The following is a 24,182-nucleotide window of genomic DNA, read 5'->3' as shown; positions in this document are numbered from 1 at the left end:
TTAGGAGGTAAACACAATGAAAATACCAATAATATCAAGACTTTGGGAGCCTAGAGCAGGCCCTAAAAATAATTTTTGGGGTAGCACTTATAGTTTTTTCTTTGGTAGTACCACTAGTGGTAAAACAGTAAATGAAAGAACAGCAATACAAACTACTGCAGTTTATGCCTGCGTTAGAATATTAGCTGAAACAATAGCTTCATTGCCACTTCATACTTATAGATACACAGAAACTGGTAAGGAGAAAGCAGCAGAACATAAGATATATCATCTCCTTGCAGATGAACCAAATCCTGAGATGACCTCATTTGTGTTTAGAGAAACACTGATGGGTCATCTTTTATTATGGGGAAATGCTTATGCACAAATAGTTCGTGATGGAAGAGGCAATGTGATGGCTTTATATCCGTTAATGCCAGATAAAATGGCTGTGAATAGAACTGAGAATGGTGATATTTACTACGTTTATAGCAAAGAAGGACAGAGTTATCCCCTTAGAAGTGATGAAGTTTTACACATTCCTGGTCTGGGATTTGATGGTTTGATTGGTTATTCTCCAATAGCTATGGCTAAAAATGCTATAGGTATGGCAATAGCAACTGAGGAATATGGTGCTAAATTCTTTGCAAATGGAGCTAATCCTGGAGGTGTACTTGAGCATCCAGGGGTAGTAAAAGACCCCGCAAGAGTTAGAGAGAGTTGGAACAGTGTGTATCAAGGCAGTTCCAACGCACACAGGGTTGCAGTTTTAGAAGAGGGCATGAAGTTTCAAAGTATAGGTATTCCACCAGAACAAGCACAGTTTCTACAAACTAGAAAGTTTCAAATTAATGAGATAGCAAGGATATTTAGAATTCCACCACATATGATTGGAGACCTTGATAAATCAAGTTTTTCTAATATAGAACAGCAATCATTGGAATTTGTTATGTACACACTTGACCCTTGGGTTGTTAGGTGGGAGCAAGCTATTAAAAGAGCCTTGTTTACTGGAAGTGAAAAGAAACAGTATTTTGTTAAGTTCAATGTGGATGGATTACTTAGAGGTGACTATCAAAGCCGTATGAATGGCTATGCTGTTGGAAGGCAGAATGGTTGGTTATCAAGCAATGATATAAGGGAACTTGAAAATCTTAATAGAATACCAGAGGAGCTTGGTGGAGATTTGTATTTAATTAATGGGAACATGACAAAGCTTGCTGATGCAGGAGCATTTGCAAATAAAAATACTACAGGATTGGAGGTAAAGTAATGAAGTTTTGGAACTGGATAAAGAATGAAGACGGCAGAACACTTTATTTTGATGGATACATTGCACAGGATAGTTGGTTTGATGATGAGATTACTCCTAAGCAGTTTAAGGCTGAACTTACAGCTACAGAGGGAGATATATCAGTATGGCTGAATTCACCAGGAGGAGATGTATTTGCTGCAAGTCAAATTTATAACATGTTAAAAGAGTATAACGGCAAAGTAACAGTAAAGATTGATGGAATAGCAGCTAGTGCAGCATCAGTTATTGCTATGGCAGGGAATGAAATATTAATGTCACCAGTTGCAATGATGATGATCCATAATCCATCTACGGTTATTTTTGGTGAAGCAGCGGATTTACAAAGTGGAATCGATATGCTGTCAGAGGTTAAAGAAGGCATAATCAATGCTTATGAGCAAAAGACAGGACTTCCACGATCTAAAATATCAAAAATGATGGATGCTGAAACTTGGTTTAGTGCTAAAAAAGCAGTAGAACTTGGTTTTGCAGATAAAGTTTTATATGAGGATACTGAGGGAAATGCTACAGATGGTTTTATCTTTGATAAAGTAACTGTTACTAATACCTTATTGAGAAAAATACCAAAGGCACAGAAAACACAGCCTGTAGTAGAGACAGGAACACCTCATGAACAACTATTAACAAGACTTAATCTTATAAAGAATTAAATTGGAGGAATGTATATGAATAAAATATTAGAACTTAGAGAAAAAAGGGCAAAACTATGGGACAGTACAAAGGCTTTCCTAGATAGTAAGAGAAATGACAATGGATTATTATCAGCGGAGGATACATCTACTTATGAAAAGATGGAAGCTGATGTTGTAAACTTAGGAAAAGAAATAGACAGATTAGAAAGACAAGCAGCACTAGATTTGGAACTTTCAAAGGCAACTTCTAGTGCAATTAGGAACAATCCTAATGCTAACCTTGGTGGAGAAAAAACAGGTAGAGCATCAAATGAGTATAATAATGCATTTTGGAAGAATATGAGAAATAAGAATGGTTTTGATGTTCATAACGCTCTACAAGTAGGAACTGATAGCGAGGGTGGATACCTTGCACCAGATGAGTTTGAAAAGATATTAATTGAAAGCTTAGAAGAACAAAATATATTTAGACAGCTTGCAAATATAATTACTACATCTTCAGGAGATAGGAAAATACCTGTGGTTGCAACTAAAGGTACAGCATCTTGGGTTGATGAAGAAGGAGTTATACCAGAATCAGATGATTCATTTGGACAAGTATCTATAGGAGCATACAAATTAGCCACTATGATTAAGGTTTCTGAGGAACTTCTTAATGATAGTGTTTTTAATTTAGAGAGTTATATTGCTAAAGAGTTTGCTAGAAGAATTGGTGCAAGGGAGGAAGAGGCTTTCTTCATAGGTGACGGCACTGGAAAGCCTACAGGAATATTTAATGCCACTGGTGGGGCATCACTTGGGATTACAGCGGCAAGTGCAACAGCTATAACCATTGATGAGATTATGGATTTATTCTATTCTCTAAAATCACCATATAGAAAGAATGCTATATTTACTATGAATGATGCTACAGTTAAAGCTATTAGAAAGCTTAAAGATGGAAATGGTCAGTATATATGGCAGCCATCTGTTACAGCAGGACAACCTGATACTATTTTAAATAGACCAGTAAAAACGTCTGCTTATGTACCAACATTAGGATCAGCTGCTAAGACTATTGCCTTTGGAGATTTTAGTTACTATTGGGTAGCTGATAGACAAGGCAGATCATTCCAAAGATTAAATGAACTTTATGCAGCAACAGGACAAGTTGGCTTTAAAGCAACACAAAGGGTTGATGGAAAGCTAATCCTTCCTGAAGCTATTAAAGTGTTACAAATGAAAGTTTAGTATAAAGCATTGGAGGTGAGTGTATGGTTCTTTCATTGGAAGAAGTTAAATTATATTTAAGAGTTGATGGTGATGAGGAAAATACACTCATCACTAGTTTTATAATTACGGCAGAAGAAATATGTGAAGGAATATTAAGATATCCTATATCAGAATTCACTACAGTGCCAGAAACAGTAAAGCAGGCAGTTTTATATGCTGTATCCAATATGTATGAAAATAGAGAGAACTTTGAGACTAAAGAGGTTCTTGAAACAATGACAAGGCTTTTATTTTCTTATCGAAGGGAAAGTTGGTGATGTTATGTCTATAGGAGATTTAAGGCATAGAATTACTTTTCAAAGGTTAACTTCAGCATTAAATGAAAATGGCTTTGAGATTGAAGCTTGGCAGGATTATAAAACAGTATGGGCAGCAGTTTCGAATTTATCTGGTAGAGAATATTATCAAGCTGCAGCAATCCAAGCAGAGAAAACTGTAAAATTCCTAATAAGGCATTTTGAAAGTGTAGATACATCAATGAGAATTTTATTTAAGGATAAGCAGTACAACATAACTTCCATTGATAATATGAAATATGCTAATAAGCATCTTGAAATAAAAGCATTGGAGGTGGATAACAGTGGCTAGTATTGAACTTGAAGGTATGGCTGAACTTATTGATAAGGTTAATAAGCTTGGAGCAAAGGGAGAAGTTATTAAAAAGAAGGCACTAGATAAAGCAGGAGAACTTGTAAAGACTAGCATGGAGAGAAAAGCACCAAGGTCTGCAGAAACTAAAAAACATATGGCAGATAATATAAAGGTATCAGAAATAAAAAAGGAAAACGGTGTGGACTTTGTTAAGATTGGACCTAATAAAGGTGATAATTCAGAGTTCTTCTATAGTAAATTTACAGAATGGGGTACAAGTAAAATACCTGCACAGCATTGGGCTGAGAATTCTTTACTTGAGAATAAAAGAGAAATAAATCAAACCATTAAGGAAGAATTGCAAAGGGGACTTGAGGAATGATAAATAAAATAATTATAGATGCTCTAAATCCACTCAAGATTCCAGTTGCTTTTCAAAAGTATAGTGGCAAAGCTGAAACCTATATTACTTTTCATGAGTATTTAGCTACAGGTGAAGAATATGAGGATGATGAGGAAAGCTTAACAGCACATTATGTTCAAGTAGATGTTTGGTCAAAAGTTGATTACACAGATGTAGTTAAAAATATAAAAGAGCTTTTGCTTAAAACAGGATTTAAAAGATTAAATGAAATAGACCTTTATGAAGAAGATACAAAAATCTATCATAAAGGTCTTAAATTTTATTATTTAGAAGAAATGGAGAGTGGTATAAATGGCTAGACAAATAGGATTAAAAGATATTCATATTGCTATATTAAAAACAGATGATGCAACTGCAACAACTTATGATCCACCAATGAAGCTAGAAAGAGCAATAAGTGCAAAGCTTTCACCAAAATCAAATTCAGATAATATTTATTCTGATGATGCAGTGGAGGATATAATAACTGCCTTTGAAGGTGTAGATGTTGAAATTGAAGTAAATCAATTATCACTTACGAGCAGAGCAAAGCTGCAGGGTTCAAAAGTGGTGAAGGGTGTACTAATAGAAAATAAGGATGACATACCACCAACTATAGCTTTAGGTTTTAAGTCAAAGAAGAATAGTGGTAAATATAGATTTGTGTGGCTCTTGAAAGGTAAGTTTGAACTTGCCACAGATGAATATGATACAGAGGCAGAAAAACCAAAGGCTCAGAGTGCAAAGCTAAAGGGAAAATTTTTCTCAAGGGAGTTTGATGGTAACTACAGATTTATCTGTGATGAGGATGCTCAAGGTGTAGATGCAACAATTATTAGTGGGTGGTTTACTGCTGTGCCAGTAGAGCCTACAGTGGCACCGTAGAAAGGATTGTCTACTAAAAATAAATGCATACATTAGAAATATGGAAGAAATATGTAGGAAAACTCTATACTAAGATAATTGGTCGAGTTATAATGGAATTACGCTATAAAAAGTGCCATAAAGTAACAGATAAATTTGAATTTAAGAACAAGGTAGAAACAAATATGATGATGAGGTGAAATGCAAATGGGAAGAGGAATGAGATTTTTAGAATCATCAGCAACTCCAGAAGAAGACTCCTACAGATATAGAGTTGAATGGGATGATCAAACAACATCAGTAAAAGAAATGATCAAAAATGGTGGGAAAATTGAGCATTACGGTTCTGGTTCAAGAGATGTTTCAGGTTTCGATAATGCGTGGGACGTGTTTAATGATTACAGAGATAATCCGGATTTCATAGGTGTACGACTAATAAGAATTGATTCGAATGGAAATGAAAGTATATATGCATCTAAATAAATTTATCGAATGGAACAAATGAAGCAGGAAGAATAAAAAGGTTTTATTGTGCTCGACAAATATCAATTTATAAAACAGTTTTAATTTTAAGACTTACAATATGGTAAGTCTTTTTTCTTGCCCCAAATTCAGATAGGAGTTGATAAATTTGAAAGCATCAGAACTAAAAAATAAAGGAATAAAGTTTAAACTTAGTGATAAGGAATATGAACTTAAATTTGATATGAACACCTTCTGTGAGTTAGAAGAGGTCTATGGTGATATTAATAAAGCCTTTGAGGATTTACAGAACAGAAAGATTAAAGCAATAAGAGCACTGATTTACTCAGCAATTAAATCTGAAGATGAAAGTGTTACTCTTAAAGAAGTAGGAAAAATGCTTACTTTAAATGATATGGAGAGATTAGGAACAGCTATTAATGAAGCATTGATAATAGCAATGCCAGAAGCAACTGAAAATATGGGGGAATAGAAAGCCACACTGATTCCGAAGGATGGGATTGGGAGTGGCTTTTTTATTTAGGAACAAACCTTTTAAAAATGACTGAGGAGCAGTTTTGGAAAAGTACACCTAAGAAGTTACAAGCACTTTTCAATGTATACAAAAGAGTAAATGGAATTGATGAAGAAGAGGAGCTTGATTATATAGACAATGTTATTTTCTAAGGAGGTGATGTGATGGCAGCAGATGCAAGTACAGTTGTAGCAAGAGTAGGTCTTGATGATAGAGGCTTTCAAGAAGGTGTAGCAAAAATCCAAAGAGGTTTAAAGTTAGTACAAAGTGAATTTGCAGCAGCTAGTTCAAGACTAGGGGACTTTGGTAAATCTACCGATGGATTAAGACTTAAAGCAGATACCTTAAACAAACAAATAGAACTTCAAAAGGATAAAGTTGCAGCTTTAAATAAAAGCTTTCAGGAAAGTGTTGAGAAAAAAGGTGCTGATGCAAAGGCAACAGAAAATTTAAAGATAAAGCTAAACTATGCAATAGCAGAACTCAATAATATGCAAAGAGAACTGAAGGAAACTACTACTGAATTAAACACTAAGAGTTCAGCATGGTATAAGCTTTCTGAAGGAATGGATAAAGCAGGAGAAAAGATGAAAGCTGTAGGAGAGAAAATGTCCTCAGTTGGAACAAAACTTTCTGCCGCTGTTACTTTACCTCTTTTAGGAGTCGGAACTGCAGCTACGAAAATGGCTATGGATGCAGTTGAATCAGAAAATTTGTTTGAAGTGGCTATGGGTTCAATGGCAGGAGATGCAAGAAAGTGGTCAGAAGAAACCTCAAAGGCTCTTGGATTAAATGCCTATAATGTAAGAAAAAATGTAGCTACATATAACTCAATGCTTACAAGTATGGGGCTTACAGGTCAGGAATCTTTAAAAATGTCTGAAGGGTTAACTCAGCTTTCTTATGACATGGCATCTTTTTATAACCTAAAACCTGAGGAGGCTTTTGAAAAACTAAAGTCAGGTATTTCAGGGGAGGCAGAACCTCTAAAAGCATTAGGAATATTGGTTAATGATACAACAATAAAAACTTATGCTTATGCCAATGGGATAGCAAAACAAGGTGCAGAATTAACTGAGGCTCAAAAGGTTCAAGCAAGGTATGGGGCAATCATGGAAGCAACCAAGAATGCTCAAGGTGACCTTGGAAGAACTATGGACAGTCCAACTAATAAGATCAGAATAATGAAAGAACAGGCAGAACAGATTGGTATTCAATTTGGCCAAATTTTGATTCCTATACTTGAGAAACTTATGGCAGTGATAAAACCATTGATGGATAAATTTCAAGGGCTATCTAAGGAACAGCAAGAAAACATTGTGAAAATAGGCTTGGTTGTAGCAGCAATTGGTCCTGTTATTTTAATAGTAGGAAAAGTTATCACAATCATAGGAACATTATCTTCTATTATAAGTGCAGTTTCAGGAGCAATTGCAGCAGCAGGAGGTGCGTCAGCGGCACTAGGTGCAGTATTTGCAGCAATAACTGGTCCAATTGGAATTGCAATAGCTGTTATAGCTGGACTTATTGCAGTAGGTGTACTTCTTTATAAGAACTGGGATACTATAAAAGCTTCAATAAGCGGCATATGGGAATGGCTTAAAACAAGTATTAGTAATTCGGTATCAGCAATAAAAACAGCTATAGTTTCTACATGGGAATCAATAAAAGCTGTGGTTCTTCCAATAGTTGAGGGTATAGCAAATGTTATTAAAACTATCTGGGAAGGTGTAAAGACGGGATTTGCTTTCTTATGGGAAGTAATAAAAGCTATTTTCATCAGTGCTTGGACTATTATTTCATCTATTGTTCAAACCTATATAAATATAGTTACAGCTGTGATAAGTGTTGCTTGGCAGCTTATTCAAGTTGTAACAACCACTGTGTGGAATGCTGTATCTGGTGTGATAAGTACGGTTTGGAATGGCATTGTAGCATTACTGAACCCAATAATACAGGGAATAGTCAATGTTTTAACTGGTGCTTGGAATACTATAAGATCTGTTACAACAACAGTGTTTAATGCAGTTTCTTCAATAATAAATACAGTGTGGAACTCAATAGTTAATTTTATTACACCAATAATAAATTCCATAGTATCTACTTTGACTACGGCTTGGAACACTATAAAATCAGTGACAACTGCCGTTTGGAACACCATACAGTCAGCTTTAAATGCAGTATGGAATGGAATAAAGAATACCACTACATCTGTTTGGAACTCTATTTCAAGTTTCTTTTCAAATATGTGGAGGGGAGTATCAAGCCTATTTACAAATACAGTAAATGGCATTAAAAATACTGTATCTAATGTATGGAGCAGTATTTTAGGAGTTACAACAAATGTATGGAATAATATTAAATCTGCAATAATGACACCAATTAATGCAGCAGTGAATTTTGTGAAGGAGGAGATAGATAGAATAAAAGGATTCTTTAGTGGATTAAATATAAGTCTACCTCATATTAAACTTCCTCACTTTAGTTTAGAAGGAGAATTTAGTTTGTCTCCTCCTAAAGTTCCACATTTAGATGTTAATTGGTATGCAAAGGGAGGGATCTTTAACAGGCCAAGTGTCATTGGTGTTGGTGAAGCTGGAACTGAAGCGGTACTTCCTATTGATAGATTAGATGATCTTATGGCAAAGGCAATTGAAAAAGCAAAAGGAGGAAATGGCAGTGGACTAACACTTCATATAGAAAATTTCATTAATAATACAGAGAAAGATATAGAACAGCTTGCTTATGAACTTGAATTTTATAGGCAGAGAGTATCAATGGGAAGAGGAGGTGCTTAGGATGCTTAGTTTTAATTTTGGCGGTAAAAACAGCTTTACAGACTATGGAATTTTAATAACTAAGAGACCTTCCATTCCTTCTCCCAAAAGAAGAATATCTAATGTAGTAGTGCCAGGTAGAAATTCAAGTTTGAGATTTGATGAAAATACCTATGAGGATATTACAATAACAGTTGAATGTTCTTTGAAGGAAGGAAGTCTTCCTAATAAAATTGATGATGTAAAGGGTTGGCTTATAGGCACAGGAGAAAGCAACTTGATTTTTGACTTTCAAACAGATAGAAAATATGTGGCACAAGTAGTTAATGCAATTGATTTTACTCAAGCTTATAAATATTTTTCTAAGTTTGTTATTGTTTTTAACTGCCAACCCTTTAAATATGCAGTAAATAACAGTAGCATAAATTTTATTACATCAGGGAAGTTAACCAATCCAGGTACAATATACTCTGAGCCTATAATTAAGGTTGTAGGGAACGGAGATATTACTCTGAATATTCAAGCTCAAACTGTAAAATTCAAAGGATTAACAGATCATATTATTTTAGATAGTCTTCAGCAAAATGCATATAATCAAAATGGAGAAAATCTAAATAGTAAGGTTACAGGAGAATTTCCTGTTTTATCTGTTGGAGATAACAGCATCTCTTGGAGTGGTAATGTTTCGAAGGTGGAAATCACTCCAAATTGGAGGTGGTTATAATTTGATTTGTGTATATGATAGAAGGACTTTAAAAGGTCAGTTTGATAATAACGGTTTAGCTGCTTTACATGAAAGTACTCTATTAGAAATAACAGAAGAGTTAAATGGGCAGTATGCCTTGGAATTGGAGTATCCTGCTAATTCTAAAAAGGTTCAGTATTTACAAGAGTTCAATATAATAAAAGTCAATGAACAATTATTTAGAATATACAAAGTGGAAAAAGTACAGGCCAGTGATAAAAGAATTAAGGTTTATGCAAACCATATCTTTTATGACATGGCCTATTATTTTATAGAAGATGTAAGAGCAGAGAATGCACCAGTAAAAACTGCAATGCAGAAGGCTTTAGTAAATGATTTATCTACCATATATACAGTAGATAGTGACATAATAGTTGCTAATACACTATATATGGTAGAAATAAGTCCAGTTGAAGCATTTTTCAAAATGATAGAGAGATGGGGACAAGGAGAACTTTTAAGAGATAACTACACAGTTAAAATTCTAAAGCAAATGGGAAATGACACTGGGGTATTAATAAAGTATGGAAAGAATATTCAAGGGTTGAAGGTTACTGTTGATACAACGGAAGTAGTAACAAAGCTTTATCCTAAAGGTGCTGGTGGAGTTAAGATTAAAGAGAAATATATTAGTGTTCCCAATTGGGATAGTAGCAGCTATCCACCATTTCCAATTATAAAGAAAGTAGAAATTAATGATGCTGGTGATGAAGTAACTTTAAGAAAGATGGCTACTGATTTAGCCAATGTAATAGGATTAAGTACGGTTAATATTCAAGTAGATTTCATTGAACTTAGTAGGACAAAGGAATATGAAAACTTTAAGCAATTAGAAACTGTAAAGGTTGGAGATATTGTTACTGTAAGGCATAGTGAATTTAATGTAGATGTTAAAGTAAAGGTCATTAAAACAAAGAATGATATATTAACTGGCTTAAATACTAAAGTTGAACTTGGACAGCCACTAAAGGATTTAACTAATACAATGGACCCAGCCTCTTTACTGAAAACCGTAAAAGATGATTTAGGAAACCAAGTAGCACAAGCTTTAAGTTCTATGCTTTATTATGCAAGTCCACAGGTTTTAACTATTAATACATCAGTGCAGCAACCTATATATTTAGGGGTTACCGCAATAGCCAACACCAATCTTACAGTGCTTTTATCTATTTATGGTGTAGCAAGTCAAGCTTGTACTCTAACAATAAAAATACAACTTGATAATACGGATATAACTTTTACACCAAAAACAAAACTGCAGCAAGGGGATAACACCATAGGAATACCACTTGGAATTCCACAGGTAGCAGCAGGAGCGCATTATATAGGTGTATTTCTTAGTGTTGATGCTGGAACTTTAACAATACCGATATGGAATTTACAGCTTATGATTGATGGTAGAAATCTTCAAGGTGGACTTAATGCAGAACCGCCACACGCAGAAGTTAAAGATTCTCAAGCCTTTGTTGCTATGCACAGTATGTATTTCAATTTGTTAGGCGGAAATACATTTAGAAATATCATTATAGATCAACCAATTAACCAAGCAGGAAATACAAATCCAAACAATCCTGCATTAAGCAGCAACCAAGGAGTTGCTATAAATACAATTACGGCAAATAAGAATCAGATAACTTCCTATTTTATAAGTCAAATAAAGTATGGGGTTATATGGGATGTGATTCCTGTTTTGAGTAACCAATATTTATATAATGCATCTGACTTAGCAATAGACAGTAATGGAATGTATTTTTTAAGTACAGTTCCTGCAGTTGAATTTACAAAGCTTGCAGACACAATCACTGATGGAGTTGTCTTCGCAGCACCAATGGCAGATGCAGCAAAGTGGTCTTATATAGAAACCTTGGAGGTGAAGTAATATGCCAGCAATAAGCACACAGCTTTCAGCCTTAGGAAATACAGGAATGACTAGGCTTGGGACTACTAATGATGATACTACGGTAAATATTGCTATGGGCATGACAATGAAATATGGAGGAGAAGATGTAACTACCATTTATACAAGCGGTAATAGTTGGGTTGGGTTTGGTAGCGGTACACAGCATTTAAATATAAATAATAGAGATGCAAGCTACAATGCTCTTTATTACAGCACTGAAACAATGTATGGACAAACTTGCTTTAGGCTTAGATTTGAAGGAAATACTTATTATAGTTCCTGGGGTTCAAACAATTTAATTTGGGAACTAATATGTTTTCCTGATGGTGGGATGACCTTAATTATAGTAAGAAATGATGGTGGAGGAACAAGTAACTTTGATTCAAAAGGTAATGGGACAATAAGTTATGGTTGTCAAACAGGAAAAAGCTACGCTTTAACACCAGCTGATCCTTCAAATAGAGGAACTTATTATGCTATTTCAGAAGGGCAGTGTATGCCTGCTATAACCAAGTATTTAGTTCAGGATGGAGAGGAGATTAAAAATTATACTGAAACTACTGTTTTTTCAAAACTTGCTAGTGAATTAAATATTAGATATATAAGGGACTGGGTTAATGGAAGTACAGCAAATACAGGCAACCACTGGGTAGAAATACAAGCTATAACTAGCTTAGGTGCAAACGTAGCTCAGAACAAACCAGTATCTTCAAATGGTCCTATTGAAGATAGCTCAAGACCACTATCAAGGGTTACTGATAATAGCACAGATACAAGTTTATATGTTGGGATTTCAATGACACAACCAGCTTATGTAGAGATAGATTTACAACAAGGTTATCAATTAAGCACAATAAAAATATGGCATTATTACAGTGACAGCAGAACTTATTATGGAACAAAAACTCAAGTTTCAGAAGATGGCATCAATTGGTTTATAGTATTTGATAGTACTTCTAGTGGAACTTATCAAGAATCAAGTAGTGGAAAGACTCTGACTTTAAGTAGTATTACAGCAGTATTGAAGACGGTTCAATTTGCAAAGATTGGTGATGCACCTTCAACCCCACAAATGTTTAGAGATTTTGGAAATGATAAGCCGCATCCAACAAGGGTGGGGATTGTTAATCCAACTCCTACATTACTCATGTGGTGTGATTTTGCTACCATGTATGATACAAATCCACCTCCAAAGATATATCAGACAGGTGTACCTTATCCTAAGCTTATAAAAATGGCAAATGATGAATTCTTTGATGAAGCCTATATTATAGGAATAGTAAAAGCAACTCTTCAAGTAACTTGCAGTGGAGCAAGTGTTTTAAAGTTTGCACTAAGTGAAAATGGAGGAGTTACATGGAAAGCTTGGTATAACAACACTTGGGTTTCTTTAGATATAAATAATATGCAGGATGTAAAAGACAGGGGGATGACTAAAGCAACTCTTGAAGCAATAACCGAAGCTCAATGGACAAGTCTAGGGTTAAGTAATAAGAAAATAAGATTTGCATGGTATATAGAGCAAGTCAATTTAAACAGTCCAGTTATAGTAAGACAGATAAAGTTAGATTATAAAACACAGGGGGTGTAATCGGTGAAGTTTAGGGAAAGTGTGGCTTACAGTAAAGATTTCATAACAGGTAGGAAGTTTGAGGTAGTGAAAAATAAGCCTATTGCAGTACCAACAAAAGGTGTATTTACTGTAGAGCTATTTGATGCAATAACAGGTGAGAAGACCTATGAAGCTAAAAGTGAAAATAGGATATCAGCAGTATTTGCAAATGCAGCTTACTTAGATGGGTACTTCTATAAAATACTAGATAACACTGTGAACAATGATATTTACAGGTGTTACAATAGCCAAGGTTATGGCCCATGCAATGTATTAGCATTAACTGACGGAGATATTCCAGAAGATCCTTATGATTATTGGATGTGGGGAAACGTAATAGGATATTGTGATTTATGGCAGAACTATGCTGGCTCCAACACAAGAAGAGGTAACAGAAATGCCAATGAATCAACTAGACCTGCTACATATGCTAACGGTAGTGGAACAATATTAAATTCAGTAACTAGGCATTGGGTAGTGGATTTTCCTACAAGTGCAGGGAATGGAACATTTAAAAGTATTTATTTAACAGGTTTTGGGAGCATGGAAAGCGGTAGTTATGGATATCCACAGTATAATTGGCTTTATGATAAAAAATGGCTTAAGTCAGGTAATTCTAGTGCTAGTTTAGGAACTCACAGCGTTGCAACAGATGAAACTTATTTCTATGCGCTACAAGTTGATTCTACCAAAGTTTATTGTTGGGATAAGAGAACTTGGGTGGCTCAAGCTGATAAAGCACTGCCAGCCAATGCAAGGAGTATTTGTTACGATAAATACACTCAAAGTTTTTGGATTCTGCATACAGATGGAACATTTAAAAAGCTAGATAAGAATTTACAAGTGGTGCAAACCTATGGTAGAAGTGCAGCAATGGATACTGTTGATGGAGTAACAATGACAACTTCAAGATATTATTGGGATATATGCGTTACAGAAAGCAATGTATTATATACCTTTTATACTTATAATTCTAATCAGTCAATATGTAAAACTGTAATGGCTGTATACAACAAGGATGGAACTTTTGTTAAAAACATTACCATTCATAGTTCAAGCGGATACAATGCTACGGTGTTTGAAATTCCTAACAATAAACTAATGGTTGTAGCAAATGGTATTCATATAGTTTTTAATAAAACTGATTTAAGTATTTATAGCAATAGCCATAGCGGAAATAATGCTGGTCAATGGAGTAGTGGTAGTGACTTTTGTAGATGGGATTTTGATTTAAATCTTGTATGCAGATATTGGACAAGTAGCTATGGGTATATAGGTTTCAGTTGGGTTGTTCCAGCGGGAGCACATACACTCCTTCCAGAGCCTGTTACTAAAACTCCAACCAATACAATGAAAATACAATATGATTTAACTGTGGATTATGTGTATCCTTTGGATATGCCACCACATTAAGATAATAAATTCAGGAGGAGAAAGTGATGAAGAATATATTAAATGTTTTGCAATTGATATTTACCGCCTTAGGAGGATACTTAGGGTGGTTCTTGGGAGGAGTTGATGGCTTCATGTATGCACTGATTACCTTTGTTATCATTGATTATGTAACAGGCTTAATGGTAGCGGTACTGGAAAGAAAGCTATCAAGTGAGGTAGGGTTTAGAGGGATATTTAAAAAGGTATTGATTTTTGTATTTGTAGGCATAGGAAATATAATAGATGTTTATCTTCTTAAAAACGGTAGTGCAATTCGTACTGCTGTTATTTTTTTCTACGTTTCCAATGAAGGTATAAGCATTATAGAAAATGCAGCAAAGATAGGTTTACCAATACCACAGAAATTAAAGGATATTTTAGAACAGTTAAATAAGGAGGAGAAGAGTAATGGCTAGATTATGTTTTGATTATGGACATGGCGGAGAAGATGGAGGTGCTTGCTATAACGGTAGAAAGGAATCCAATGAAGTATTAAGTTTAGGAAGAGCTGTAGCAGCAGAGGTTAGAAGACATGGGATTACTGTTGATGAAACAAGAACTTCAGATGATACAGTAAGCCTTGGAGAAAGAAGTAATTTTGAAAATAGAAACACATATGACTATTTCATATCCTTTCATAGAAATGCTTATGAACCAGAAAAGGCTAGAGGCGTTGAAACTTACACCTATTTAAATCCAGGATCAAAGTCAAAAGGTTTAGCTGAAAGTATACAAGCTTCGCTTGTAGCTTTAGGCTTTGTAAATAGAGGAGTTAAGGAAGCTAACTATCATGTGCTAAGAGAAACCAAGGCTCCAGCAGTGCTTGTTGAGATGGGCTTTATCGATAATACAGGAGACAATAATCTATTTGATGCAAAAAGAAATGAAATAATAAAGGCATTAGCAAAAGCAATTTTAGCACAAGTAGGGGTTGATTATATTGAACTTTCTGCACCAACACAATCAGTAAGTGGACAAACTCTTTATAGAGTAATGGCAGGTTCTTATCAAGTCAGAGAAAATGCTGAAAATCAAGTTCAGAAGCTAAAGGCAGCAGGCTTTGATGCAACAATTATGATATTTAATAAGTAGTCGTTACTCTAAAATTAGGGTAGCGGCTTTCACTTCTATATAGCTTGACTTCTATCACCTTCAGAGTGATATATAGTAGTAACAATTTGATAGAAAGGAGTAAAATCAATGCGTGTAAGGATTATTGAGCCAATACAAAAGGTTCAAAAGGTAAAGAAAAAAGTTTGTGCTTATGCTAGAGTATCCACTGATAATGACAAGCAAGGAGAATCTCTAGAAAATCAAATACAATACTATGAAAATATCATATCAAATAATCCAGACTATGAGTATGTAGGAGTATTTGCAGATAGAGGTGTCACAGGAACTACTGAAAACAGACCAGAGTTTCAAAGGATGTTAGAACTTTGTAGAAATAAAAATATAGATTTGATAATAACAAAGTCAATCTCAAGATTTGCAAGGAACACAGCAATAATGCTACAGATAGTAAGGGAACTGAAAGATATAGGTGTAGAAGTTAGGTTTGAAAAAGAAAATATAAATACTTTGTCAGGGGACGGTGAGTTAATGCTCACCGTCCTCTCTTCTTTTGCACAGGAAGAAAGTAAAAATGTGAGTGATAATCTTAAATGGAGAGCAAGAAAAAAGTTTGAACAAGGGGAACTAATAATTAATACCACAAGGTTTTTAGGATATGACAAGGATGAGTATGGAGATTTAGTTATAAATCCTAAAGAGGCTGAGGTGGTAAAAAGAATTTTTAATGAGTACCTAAGTGGTAAGGGTGGATTTGCCATTGCAAAAGAACTTAATGCAGATGGTGTGCCTACAATTGGAGGAACAAGTTGGCATGATACAACAATCCTAGGAATTTTAAAGAATGAGAAGTACAAGGGAGATGCCATACTTCAGAAATATTACACACCAGACCATTTGAAAAAAGGTTCAGTAAGGAATAAAGGAGTTATTGATAGTTATTATATTGAAGATAACCATTCTCCGATAATTTCAAGAGAGATGTGGGAACAAGTTCAAGAAGAAATTAAAAGAAGAGCAGAAGCCAAAGGTAATGTTGCAGGATATACAGATAAGTACACAAAGAGATATCCGCTAACAGGAATGCTTTACTGCAGTAAATGTGGCTTTAGCTTAAGGAGAAGAACTTGGAACAGCAAATTAAATTGCAAAAAGATAGTGTGGCAATGTAGTAATTATATTAAAAATGGAAAAGATGCCTGCCAAGGAACGGTAATAGAAGATGAAGTTTTAAGCAGGCTTAATATAAAGGAAGAAATTATTGTGAGGGAGGAATTGAGGGATGGCAAGAAACATTACAGTTATACCAGCAAGGGCAAACAGAACCAATTTAGCACAGAACCTAGAACCACAGAAAAAGAAGATGGCAGCCTACTGCAGAGTATCAACAGACCAATTAGAACAGTTATCAAGCTATGAAGCACAGGTTGCATATTACACAGCTTTTATAGAGAATCACCCAGACTATGAATGTGCAGGGATTTATGCTGATGAGGGTATTTCAGGAACTAATACTAAAAAGCGTGAACAGTTTAATAAAATGATTGAGGATTGCAAGGCTGGAAAGATAGATATGATAATTACTAAATCTATATCAAGGTTTGCTAGGAACACTCTAGACTGTTTGAATTTTGTAAGGCAGCTGAAGGATTTAGGAGTTGGGGTTATATTTGAAAAGGAAAATATAAATACTCTAGATGGCAAAGGAGAAGTCCTAATCTCCATTCTTGCAAGCTTGGCTCAAGATGAGAGTCGTTCGATAAGTGAAAATTCAACATGGGGAATAAGAAGAAAATTTGAACAAGGAAAAGTGGTAGTAAACCATAATAAATTTTTAGGTTATGATAAAGACGAGGAAGGTAACCTTATTATAAATGAAAAACAAGCAAAAATAGTAAGAAGAATTTACACAGATTACCTTGATGGAAAAGGCCCAAATAGGATTGCAAGGGAACTTGAAGTTGAAGGAGTTCCTAATTGGAATGGTAAATCAAAGTGGTACGAAAGCAGCATAAGAAAAATGCTCAGTAATGAAAAATATAAAGGAGACGCCCTGCTTCAAAAGACATACACGGTGGATTTCCTTACAAAGAAAAGGGTAGAGAATAATGGTGAGGTTCCTCAATACTATGTAGAAGAAAGCCATCCTGCCATAATAAATAAAGAAATGTGGGAGGCAGTACAGCTTGAAATGGATAGAAGAAGAGCCTTTGCTGAAAAATATAACATTAGCAAATTAGATTATGCTACAGTTGATAATCCTTTTGCTGGAAGAGTTATTTGTGGACACTGTGGCAGTACCTTTGGAAGAAAGGTATGGAACTCTAACAATGAAAAGCTTAGAAGAATTATTTGGAGATGTAATAAGAAGTATATAGTTAAAGGTGAGAAGAGTTGTGAGAATAAGCATATAGATGATAGAGTTTTATACCAAGCTTTTATAAATACCTTTAATGCAATGATTGAAAATAAGAATTATTTTATGGAAAAGTGGAAGGAGCATTTAAAAAGTGATAACTTGCTTCAAAGATATAAGGCAAAGCAGTTTATTAGAATTATAGAAAATGCAGAAGCAATAGAAGAATTTGATATGGATTTGTTTTTTAGGATAATAGAGAAGATGACTGTGTTTGAAGGGGAGAAAATCATTGTAACCTTGCTTGATGGAACGGAGATAGAAGTTGTAATTGAATAGAGCAGAAAATATACCGGCTGAGGTGAAAATTTCATCTTGACCGGATTTTTGTTTTTTTGACGAAATAATCCATTTAAGAACGAAAATTATCTCAAAATTATGGAAATAAAAGATGTTTTGGTGTATTATTAATTATAAAATGCTTGTCTTGCATTTTCATTCGTGGTTGTGACTTTTGGGTAATGGACAGTTAATTAAAAATAAATATGTCAAAGATGAATAGTTCCTTGTAATATGTTTAGAGGGTAATTTATATATAAGAATTTGGAGGTATAAAAAAGTTGGGGAATGGATATGTAGCAGTTGGAGAGGTTGTGGAAAAAACATATAGGATTCCAAAATATCAGCGAGGTTATCGTTGGGAAAAGAAAAATGTTTCACAGTTACTAAAAGATATGTTTGAGAACAGAATAGTGTCACAAACTGAAATTAACAAGTATAATAATTATTCTCATGCAAATGGGAATCTTATAGCTAAAATATTTAATGAATCAGATATTAATCAACCTATTGAGCCTTATTGCATTCAACCATTAGTTGTAATGAGGAATGAAAAAGAAGAATCTTTTGATGTTATTGATGGTCAGCAAAGGCTAACATCAATAGCTATTATTAGAGCGGCCTTAAAGAATGTTGATGATTCAAAAAATAGTGAGATTAAACCAGTAGATTTGAGTTATGAATCTAGAAGTAATAGTGCAGTATTTCTAAAAAAACTATATGATAATACTGTAAATGATGTTAAAGAAAATAACATTGATTTTGAATATATGATCCAAGCATATAACGTAGCAATAGAATTCTTCTTAGAGGCCCTTAAAGGTATTGAAAACCAGAAAGTTAAAGAAGCTTATAAAGAATATTTGGATAACATTCTTTGTTGGAATACTAGATTTATTTGGTATGAAGTAGTTGGTGATAATCCGCAGAAGATTTTTGCAAATTTTAATACAGGAAAAATTGAGTTAACTAATGCAGAACTTATAAAAGCTTTGTTTATGAATCCTTCAAACTATGATTCTATTAATATTCAGGATAAGCAAATTGTTATATCAGAGAAATGGGATGAAATAGAAAACGAATTGCATTCACCTGATTTTTGGGCTTTTGTTCCCCACCGTGGACAATATGAAGTGAATGATAGTTTATATAGTACTCGTATAGATATAATTTTTGACTTTTTTATAATGGAAAATTGGATATTTAAAAATAATAAATCAATTGATGATTATATTCAATATAAAAAGCAACATAGTTCTGATAAATATTTATTTAATGAAATTGATAATTGGATAAAAGAAGAATTATCGAAGAATAACACTAGAAAAAACGAAGTTATGGATAATTGCTGGGCGAAAATACGTAAAGTATTCTTAGGATTAAAGGAGTTATATCTTACTGACGGAAGAAGCAATAATAAGAATAAAATTTATAATTTAGCTGGGCTTTATATTAATCTTAGAAATAAAAATGGTTGTGTTGATACATACATTGATAGTGAGGAAGAATATCTCAAAATTTATTATGTCTTAAGTCAAATACTTCAAAAGCCAAGAAACATTCGAGAAAAAGAATTATTAATGAGTATAAAAAAGGTTTTAAAAATAGATACAGGTATTGAAAAACACATAAAAACAATTCGATATAATGACGGGGACGCTTCTAATATTGTGCGACTTTTGTTAACATATAATATTGCTATATTAAACAATTCTGGTGGCATTGGAGAGCGATTTAATTTTCTTGCAAATGCCCAGAACAAATGGCAACGAGAACATATATTTGCGAGCAATACTGATGAAAACAAAACTGAAAGTATTGGGCTAAACCGCATTGATGAGCGAAAAGCAGCTTTAAAGATTCTTTCTACTAATGAGTATTTAGATTATGTTAACTTTGTTTATAATATTAGTAATAGCAGTCTTAGAGTGAAGATTAATGATCAGGATGAAGTGTTAGACATAAATAATGATGAGTATGTTCAGGAGTTTATTAATGGTAATATTGGATATGACAGAAATGGTTATCAAGAGTTATACGCACGTGCTTTAAAAGCTAGAAGAGATTCGAAAATACTGCTTGAATATTATGAATGCATCGATACAATAGATGGAATATTATCGGATGATAATAAGGATATAAGGAATAATCTTATATATAAACTTTTAGAAAGCATAGGATTAAAATATGCAACTAAAGAGTACATTGATGTATCGTTATATTCTGAAAAAATCCAAGAGTCTATTAAAGATGTTATGAATAAAGACGCCATTAGCAAAATAGAGATACAAGGCTTGAATTGGGAGTATAGTATATCCCAAAGCATATACGAAGATATAAAGGGAAGTATTAATACTGAAAATTGGTTTACAACACAAAATCAAGTAGAAAATAAAACAAATATTGAAGCTTTATTATCACAAATACAAAATTCATACACTAGCAAAATAAAAAATATTGTTTCAGGTGAAGGAATTGATAGTATAAAAAGTTTTAATAACATTAATGAATGGGAAATACTAGTTGGTTCATTATTATTATGTAAGAAAACGCTTGAAAATAATATTAACTGTTTTTTTGAAGAGGATTTTACAAAGTTACTAAAAGATAATTCAATGGGGAATATGACACTTTTAACTGGTGGCCGTGGTGGACAAAATCAGGCTGTTGGAAATAAACCATATGGTGAAAAGAAAAAGATTGTGAATGAGTGTTTTAAGTGTGGAGAATTTGTTCCTTTAGGTACAATATTTGTATTTTCTGATTTGTATAATATGGGTATTAACACTTCTAAATTCTGGTTACCTGATAGTAGATTTAAGTATATTAAAAATATGATTACTACACTTAAGAAATTCTTTGGTGAAACGGAGGAAAATGATAATGAGTGATAATAAATATTCATTATATAGGCTATTGGAAAATTATGAAGTCCGTATACCAATAATTCAACGTGATTATGCGCAAGGAAGAAATAATGATAAAGCAAACGAAGTAAGAAAAAATATTATTAGAGATATTGTTTCTTGCCTGGAATCATCAAATAAAGCAATTGATTTTAACTTTGTTTATGGTAATGTAAGCAAAGATAATATAGTTTTTTTCCCAGTTGATGGACAACAGCGTTTAACAACACTATATTTATTACATTGGTTCCTTGCTGTATGTGGCAATAAAGTTAATGATTTTAAAAGGTTAAAAAGATTCAGTTATATGACAAGAAATTCTGCTTCTGAATTTTTTGATTTATTAAAGGAAACAACAGATGAATTACTCACTATAGTTAAAGATAATAAGGATATACGTATAGAAATTGAAAATCAACCGTGGTATCAAATCGAATGGAGTAATGATCCTACTGTGGATGCGGCTTTAACTATGCTTAACGATTTTTCACAAATAGAAAGCTTGAAAAATAATGCAGAATTTTATTATAACAAGTTAATAAACGATAGTTCATGTATTACATTTTCTTTAATATTAGAAAATGCCGATGATGCAGAGAATAAAGCGGCTCAAAGCTATATACGAATGAATGCAAGAGGTAAAACATTGGAACCTTTTGAAAATCTAAAAGCTATGATTGACAGTATTGATGAGGGAATAGATAGTCCAACTGAACTGATTAAAAGTTATGATGAATCTCATATTAATGCTTTACATAAAACAGCTGATGGAGGATCTCTCACGGAAAAGACAAAGTCAATTAACAAACGAAGTATGAATTGTTTTAAGAATTTGTATAACTTATGTTGTCAGCTAAAAGATAATAATAGTATTAAAAAGAATGAAGTAGAATATATTAGTTCTATGTATGAGTATAGTCAAAATCAGAATGATGAAAATAGTATTTTCTTTAAGTTCTATTTTAATCTTGTACAGGTTACTCTTGACTATTATACGAAGAAATACGTTGATGATGAAGACTATGAAAGGTATGAGGAAGACATTTACGGTCTAAATGACATTTTTAAAGTCGATGGAGATGGGTTTATTGCATCTGATAATAGAAATACAGTAGCAGAAATACTATATGCTTACTATTATAAATGCAAGCATAATGATTTACCAACATTAGAAACTATAAAATTATTTTTATATCTTCTTAACAATTTGAACTATATGAACTGGAACTTATATTTATCTACAATCGAATCTTTTGTAAAAATGGTTAGTGATGAGACCGATGTTTTTGAATATTTTATAAAACATGAAATTGTTGATATTTTTAAAGTATTTGATGGAAAAGATGTTCTTGATGATATTAAAGTTCGTTTAAAAGAACAAAAAATTAAAATTATGATTATAGAAGAAAATAATATAGAGACAAAATACTATTTTAGTTCATATGAGTCAAGAACGTATAACAAAAAAATACAGTATTTACTTTACATTTCAGGATATTGGGATGGCCAAGGAAATTATAATGAACTAACTGAATACTTAAAATTTGCTGATGAGTGGTTTATGAATTCAGATAATGACCTTGAATGGAGAAGATATTATGCTATTGCTAATAATCTTAATACTCAAGGTAATCAACCAGAACTATTAGGAGCTGAAGAAATCAATCAAAAATGTGGAGAATCACATATTTGGAAAGATGAGTACTATTTTTGGAATGATAGTAGTGATAATAATTTGGTTCAACTTCCTGCCCTTGAAATAATTAAAAAGGCATATAAAAACAAAGCAAATATTGATGGACTGAAAAAAATATTGATAGAAGATAATAGGTATGATGCTTGTTGGATTAAATATTGTATAAAATATAACTATAAGCAGCTCTTAAACCAAGTGTTACATTGGAATAACTCTGATTCGTCTGTATATATATCAGTATCTGGTGTTGGAAAGAAAAAATATATGCTTTATGTGCTTGGACTTGAAAAGAAAGCTAATTGGGGTATTGTTGAGTTTCAAATGAGAGCTAAAGATGAATATAGGTTTGAAGCTAACAAAAGTTATGAAGTACCAGGTTTGCCACCTTTCTATATTGGTGATAGAGCTTACGTCTTAAGACTTGAATCGCCTGTGAAAATAACTGGGAGATTTGAGAACTTTAATAGCGAAAGTTGTGTGTACACTTATGGACAAGACCATAAGTATATTGTTTATGAATACCAGCCTAATACGCCTAATTTATTTAAAGTATTTCAGTATGATATGAATGGTGCATTGAATACACTTAATAATAACTATAATAGACTTGTCGATGAAATAAAAAAGTATAAACTTGTTGATTATCTTGAAATCAAGAATTATAAGAAGAATGATTGGGTAAAATATGACAGAGGTAGCACATGGGTTAAGAAAGAAGAGAAGATTCAATGTGATGTTATACCAATAAATAGTATTACTATATTATAATTGTATAGAATCACTTTCGCTTCTACTACCTTTAAATTATCAATCTTAAAGATGGATTAAATTAGAGGTTTTTTACCATAAACTACTCTCATTCTTGCTAGAGCATAACTGAAATTTGTTGCAGAATGTAATTATTTGTATTTAATTCAAAGAAGTAAGGTATTGCGAAATAAGTTAATTAAAAATAACTATTATTCTGCGTAACTGTATGAAGATTATATGTTGTTCACCCCCTACACTTTAGGGGGTACATCTTTACGCAAAATCAATATTTCTGCGTATTAGTATCATTTTTCTGCCAAAACACATGTTGAGACAGTGGTGCTGATAGAGAAGAAATAGGCTGATATAAACGGCCTTACAGGTTTTTAAGTAAATATTGAAGTGTGTTTTATGTTCCCTCAAACTGCGGTTTGAGGGAACTTTTGTTTAGGGGGTCTAACTATTACGCAGAACTGTAAGCGGTTCAGAAAATAGCGTATTTTAAAAATAAATAAATTACTATATAGTTAAAAGGAGCTCGCA

Annotated in this window: 21 protein-coding genes; all 21 read left to right on the top strand. The window is 33.2% G+C overall.

The features are described from left to right. Positions 1–16 precede the first annotated feature (16 nt). The 21 genes from ABDZ60_RS05800 (at position 17) to ABDZ60_RS05700 (ending at position 23,657) form a co-directional block, all read left to right on the top strand. Complete coding sequence (locus ABDZ60_RS05800; RefSeq protein ID WP_486187731.1) at positions 17–1,252, top strand: phage portal protein; 1,236 nt, start codon at positions 17–19, stop codon at positions 1,250–1,252. Beyond that, positions 1,252–1,944, top strand: a complete 693-nt coding sequence (locus ABDZ60_RS05795; RefSeq protein WP_343776852.1) for a head maturation protease, ClpP-related — start codon at positions 1,252–1,254, stop codon at positions 1,942–1,944. The genes ABDZ60_RS05800 and ABDZ60_RS05795 overlap by 1 nt, the downstream gene beginning before the upstream one ends. 15 nt (positions 1,945–1,959) lie before the next feature. Then, the gene (locus ABDZ60_RS05790; RefSeq protein ID WP_343776850.1) at positions 1,960–3,156 is read left to right on the top strand and encodes a phage major capsid protein; all 1,197 of its coding nucleotides are present in this window, start codon (positions 1,960–1,962) and stop codon (positions 3,154–3,156) included. Positions 3,157–3,179: 23 nt separating this feature from the next. Beyond that, complete coding sequence (locus ABDZ60_RS05785; RefSeq protein WP_343776848.1) at positions 3,180–3,455, top strand: head-tail connector protein; 276 nt, start codon at positions 3,180–3,182, stop codon at positions 3,453–3,455. Positions 3,456–3,459: 4 nt separating this feature from the next. Then, entirely contained in the window at positions 3,460–3,786 is a 327-nt protein-coding gene (locus ABDZ60_RS05780) for a phage head closure protein (RefSeq protein WP_343776846.1), read from the top strand. Next, the gene (locus ABDZ60_RS05775) at positions 3,779–4,171 is read left to right on the top strand and encodes an HK97-gp10 family putative phage morphogenesis protein (protein WP_343776844.1); all 393 of its coding nucleotides are present in this window, start codon (positions 3,779–3,781) and stop codon (positions 4,169–4,171) included. The genes ABDZ60_RS05780 and ABDZ60_RS05775 overlap by 8 nt, the downstream gene beginning before the upstream one ends. Continuing rightward, positions 4,168–4,512, top strand: a complete 345-nt coding sequence (locus ABDZ60_RS05770) for a hypothetical protein (protein ID WP_343776842.1) — start codon at positions 4,168–4,170, stop codon at positions 4,510–4,512. The genes ABDZ60_RS05775 and ABDZ60_RS05770 overlap by 4 nt, the downstream gene beginning before the upstream one ends. Beyond that, positions 4,505–5,077, top strand: a complete 573-nt coding sequence (locus tag ABDZ60_RS05765) for a major tail protein (protein ID WP_343776840.1) — start codon at positions 4,505–4,507, stop codon at positions 5,075–5,077. Before ABDZ60_RS05770 ends, ABDZ60_RS05765 begins: the two co-directional genes overlap by 8 nt. Before the next feature lie 186 nt (positions 5,078–5,263). After that, positions 5,264–5,539 carry a hypothetical protein gene (locus ABDZ60_RS05760; protein WP_343776838.1) on the top strand — a complete coding sequence of 92 codons (276 nt, stop codon included), beginning with the start codon at positions 5,264–5,266 and terminating at the stop codon, positions 5,537–5,539. A 148-nt stretch (positions 5,540–5,687) separates the two neighbouring features. Next, complete coding sequence (locus tag ABDZ60_RS05755) at positions 5,688–6,011, top strand: tail assembly chaperone (RefSeq protein WP_343776836.1); 324 nt, start codon at positions 5,688–5,690, stop codon at positions 6,009–6,011. Positions 6,012–6,217: 206 nt separating this feature from the next. Continuing rightward, on the top strand, positions 6,218–8,851 hold the full coding sequence (locus ABDZ60_RS05750; protein ID WP_343776834.1) for a phage tail tape measure protein: 2,634 nt from the start codon (positions 6,218–6,220) through the stop codon (positions 8,849–8,851). Between the two features lies 1 nt (position 8,852). Beyond that, on the top strand, positions 8,853–9,554 hold the full coding sequence (locus tag ABDZ60_RS05745; RefSeq protein WP_343776832.1) for a distal tail protein Dit: 702 nt from the start codon (positions 8,853–8,855) through the stop codon (positions 9,552–9,554). A 1-nt stretch (position 9,555) separates the two neighbouring features. After that, positions 9,556–11,454, top strand: coding sequence for a phage tail spike protein (locus ABDZ60_RS05740; protein ID WP_343776830.1), 1,899 nt, complete (start codon positions 9,556–9,558; stop codon positions 11,452–11,454). Between the two features lies 1 nt (position 11,455). After that, complete coding sequence (locus ABDZ60_RS05735; RefSeq protein ID WP_343776828.1) at positions 11,456–13,066, top strand: galactose-binding domain-containing protein; 1,611 nt, start codon at positions 11,456–11,458, stop codon at positions 13,064–13,066. A 3-nt stretch (positions 13,067–13,069) separates the two neighbouring features. Continuing rightward, on the top strand, positions 13,070–14,500 hold the full coding sequence (locus ABDZ60_RS05730; protein WP_343776826.1) for a hypothetical protein: 1,431 nt from the start codon (positions 13,070–13,072) through the stop codon (positions 14,498–14,500). Positions 14,501–14,526: 26 nt separating this feature from the next. Further along, on the top strand, positions 14,527–14,937 hold the full coding sequence (locus tag ABDZ60_RS05725; RefSeq protein ID WP_343776824.1) for a phage holin family protein: 411 nt from the start codon (positions 14,527–14,529) through the stop codon (positions 14,935–14,937). After that, positions 14,930–15,613: an N-acetylmuramoyl-L-alanine amidase gene (locus tag ABDZ60_RS05720; RefSeq protein WP_343776822.1), complete on the top strand. Its 684-nt coding sequence runs from the start codon at positions 14,930–14,932 to the stop codon at positions 15,611–15,613. Before ABDZ60_RS05725 ends, ABDZ60_RS05720 begins: the two co-directional genes overlap by 8 nt. Positions 15,614–15,721: 108 nt before the next feature. Continuing rightward, positions 15,722–17,011, top strand: coding sequence for a recombinase family protein (locus tag ABDZ60_RS05715; protein ID WP_343776820.1), 1,290 nt, complete (start codon positions 15,722–15,724; stop codon positions 17,009–17,011). Further along, positions 16,956–18,287, top strand: a complete 1,332-nt coding sequence (locus tag ABDZ60_RS05710) for a recombinase family protein (RefSeq protein WP_343776981.1) — start codon at positions 16,956–16,958, stop codon at positions 18,285–18,287. Before ABDZ60_RS05715 ends, ABDZ60_RS05710 begins: the two co-directional genes overlap by 56 nt. Positions 18,288–18,568: 281 nt before the next feature. Further along, entirely contained in the window at positions 18,569–21,178 is a 2,610-nt protein-coding gene (locus ABDZ60_RS05705) for a DUF262 domain-containing protein (protein ID WP_343776818.1), read from the top strand. Then, entirely contained in the window at positions 21,171–23,657 is a 2,487-nt protein-coding gene (locus ABDZ60_RS05700) for a GmrSD restriction endonuclease domain-containing protein (protein ID WP_343776816.1), read from the top strand. Before ABDZ60_RS05705 ends, ABDZ60_RS05700 begins: the two co-directional genes overlap by 8 nt. Positions 23,658–24,182 lie beyond the last annotated feature (525 nt).

This window comes from Clostridium sartagoforme, assembly GCF_039521405.1.
Classification (GTDB): Bacteria; Bacillota; Clostridia; order Clostridiales; family Clostridiaceae; genus Clostridium; species Clostridium sartagoforme.
This window is presented reverse-complemented; position numbering and strand designations above follow the sequence as displayed.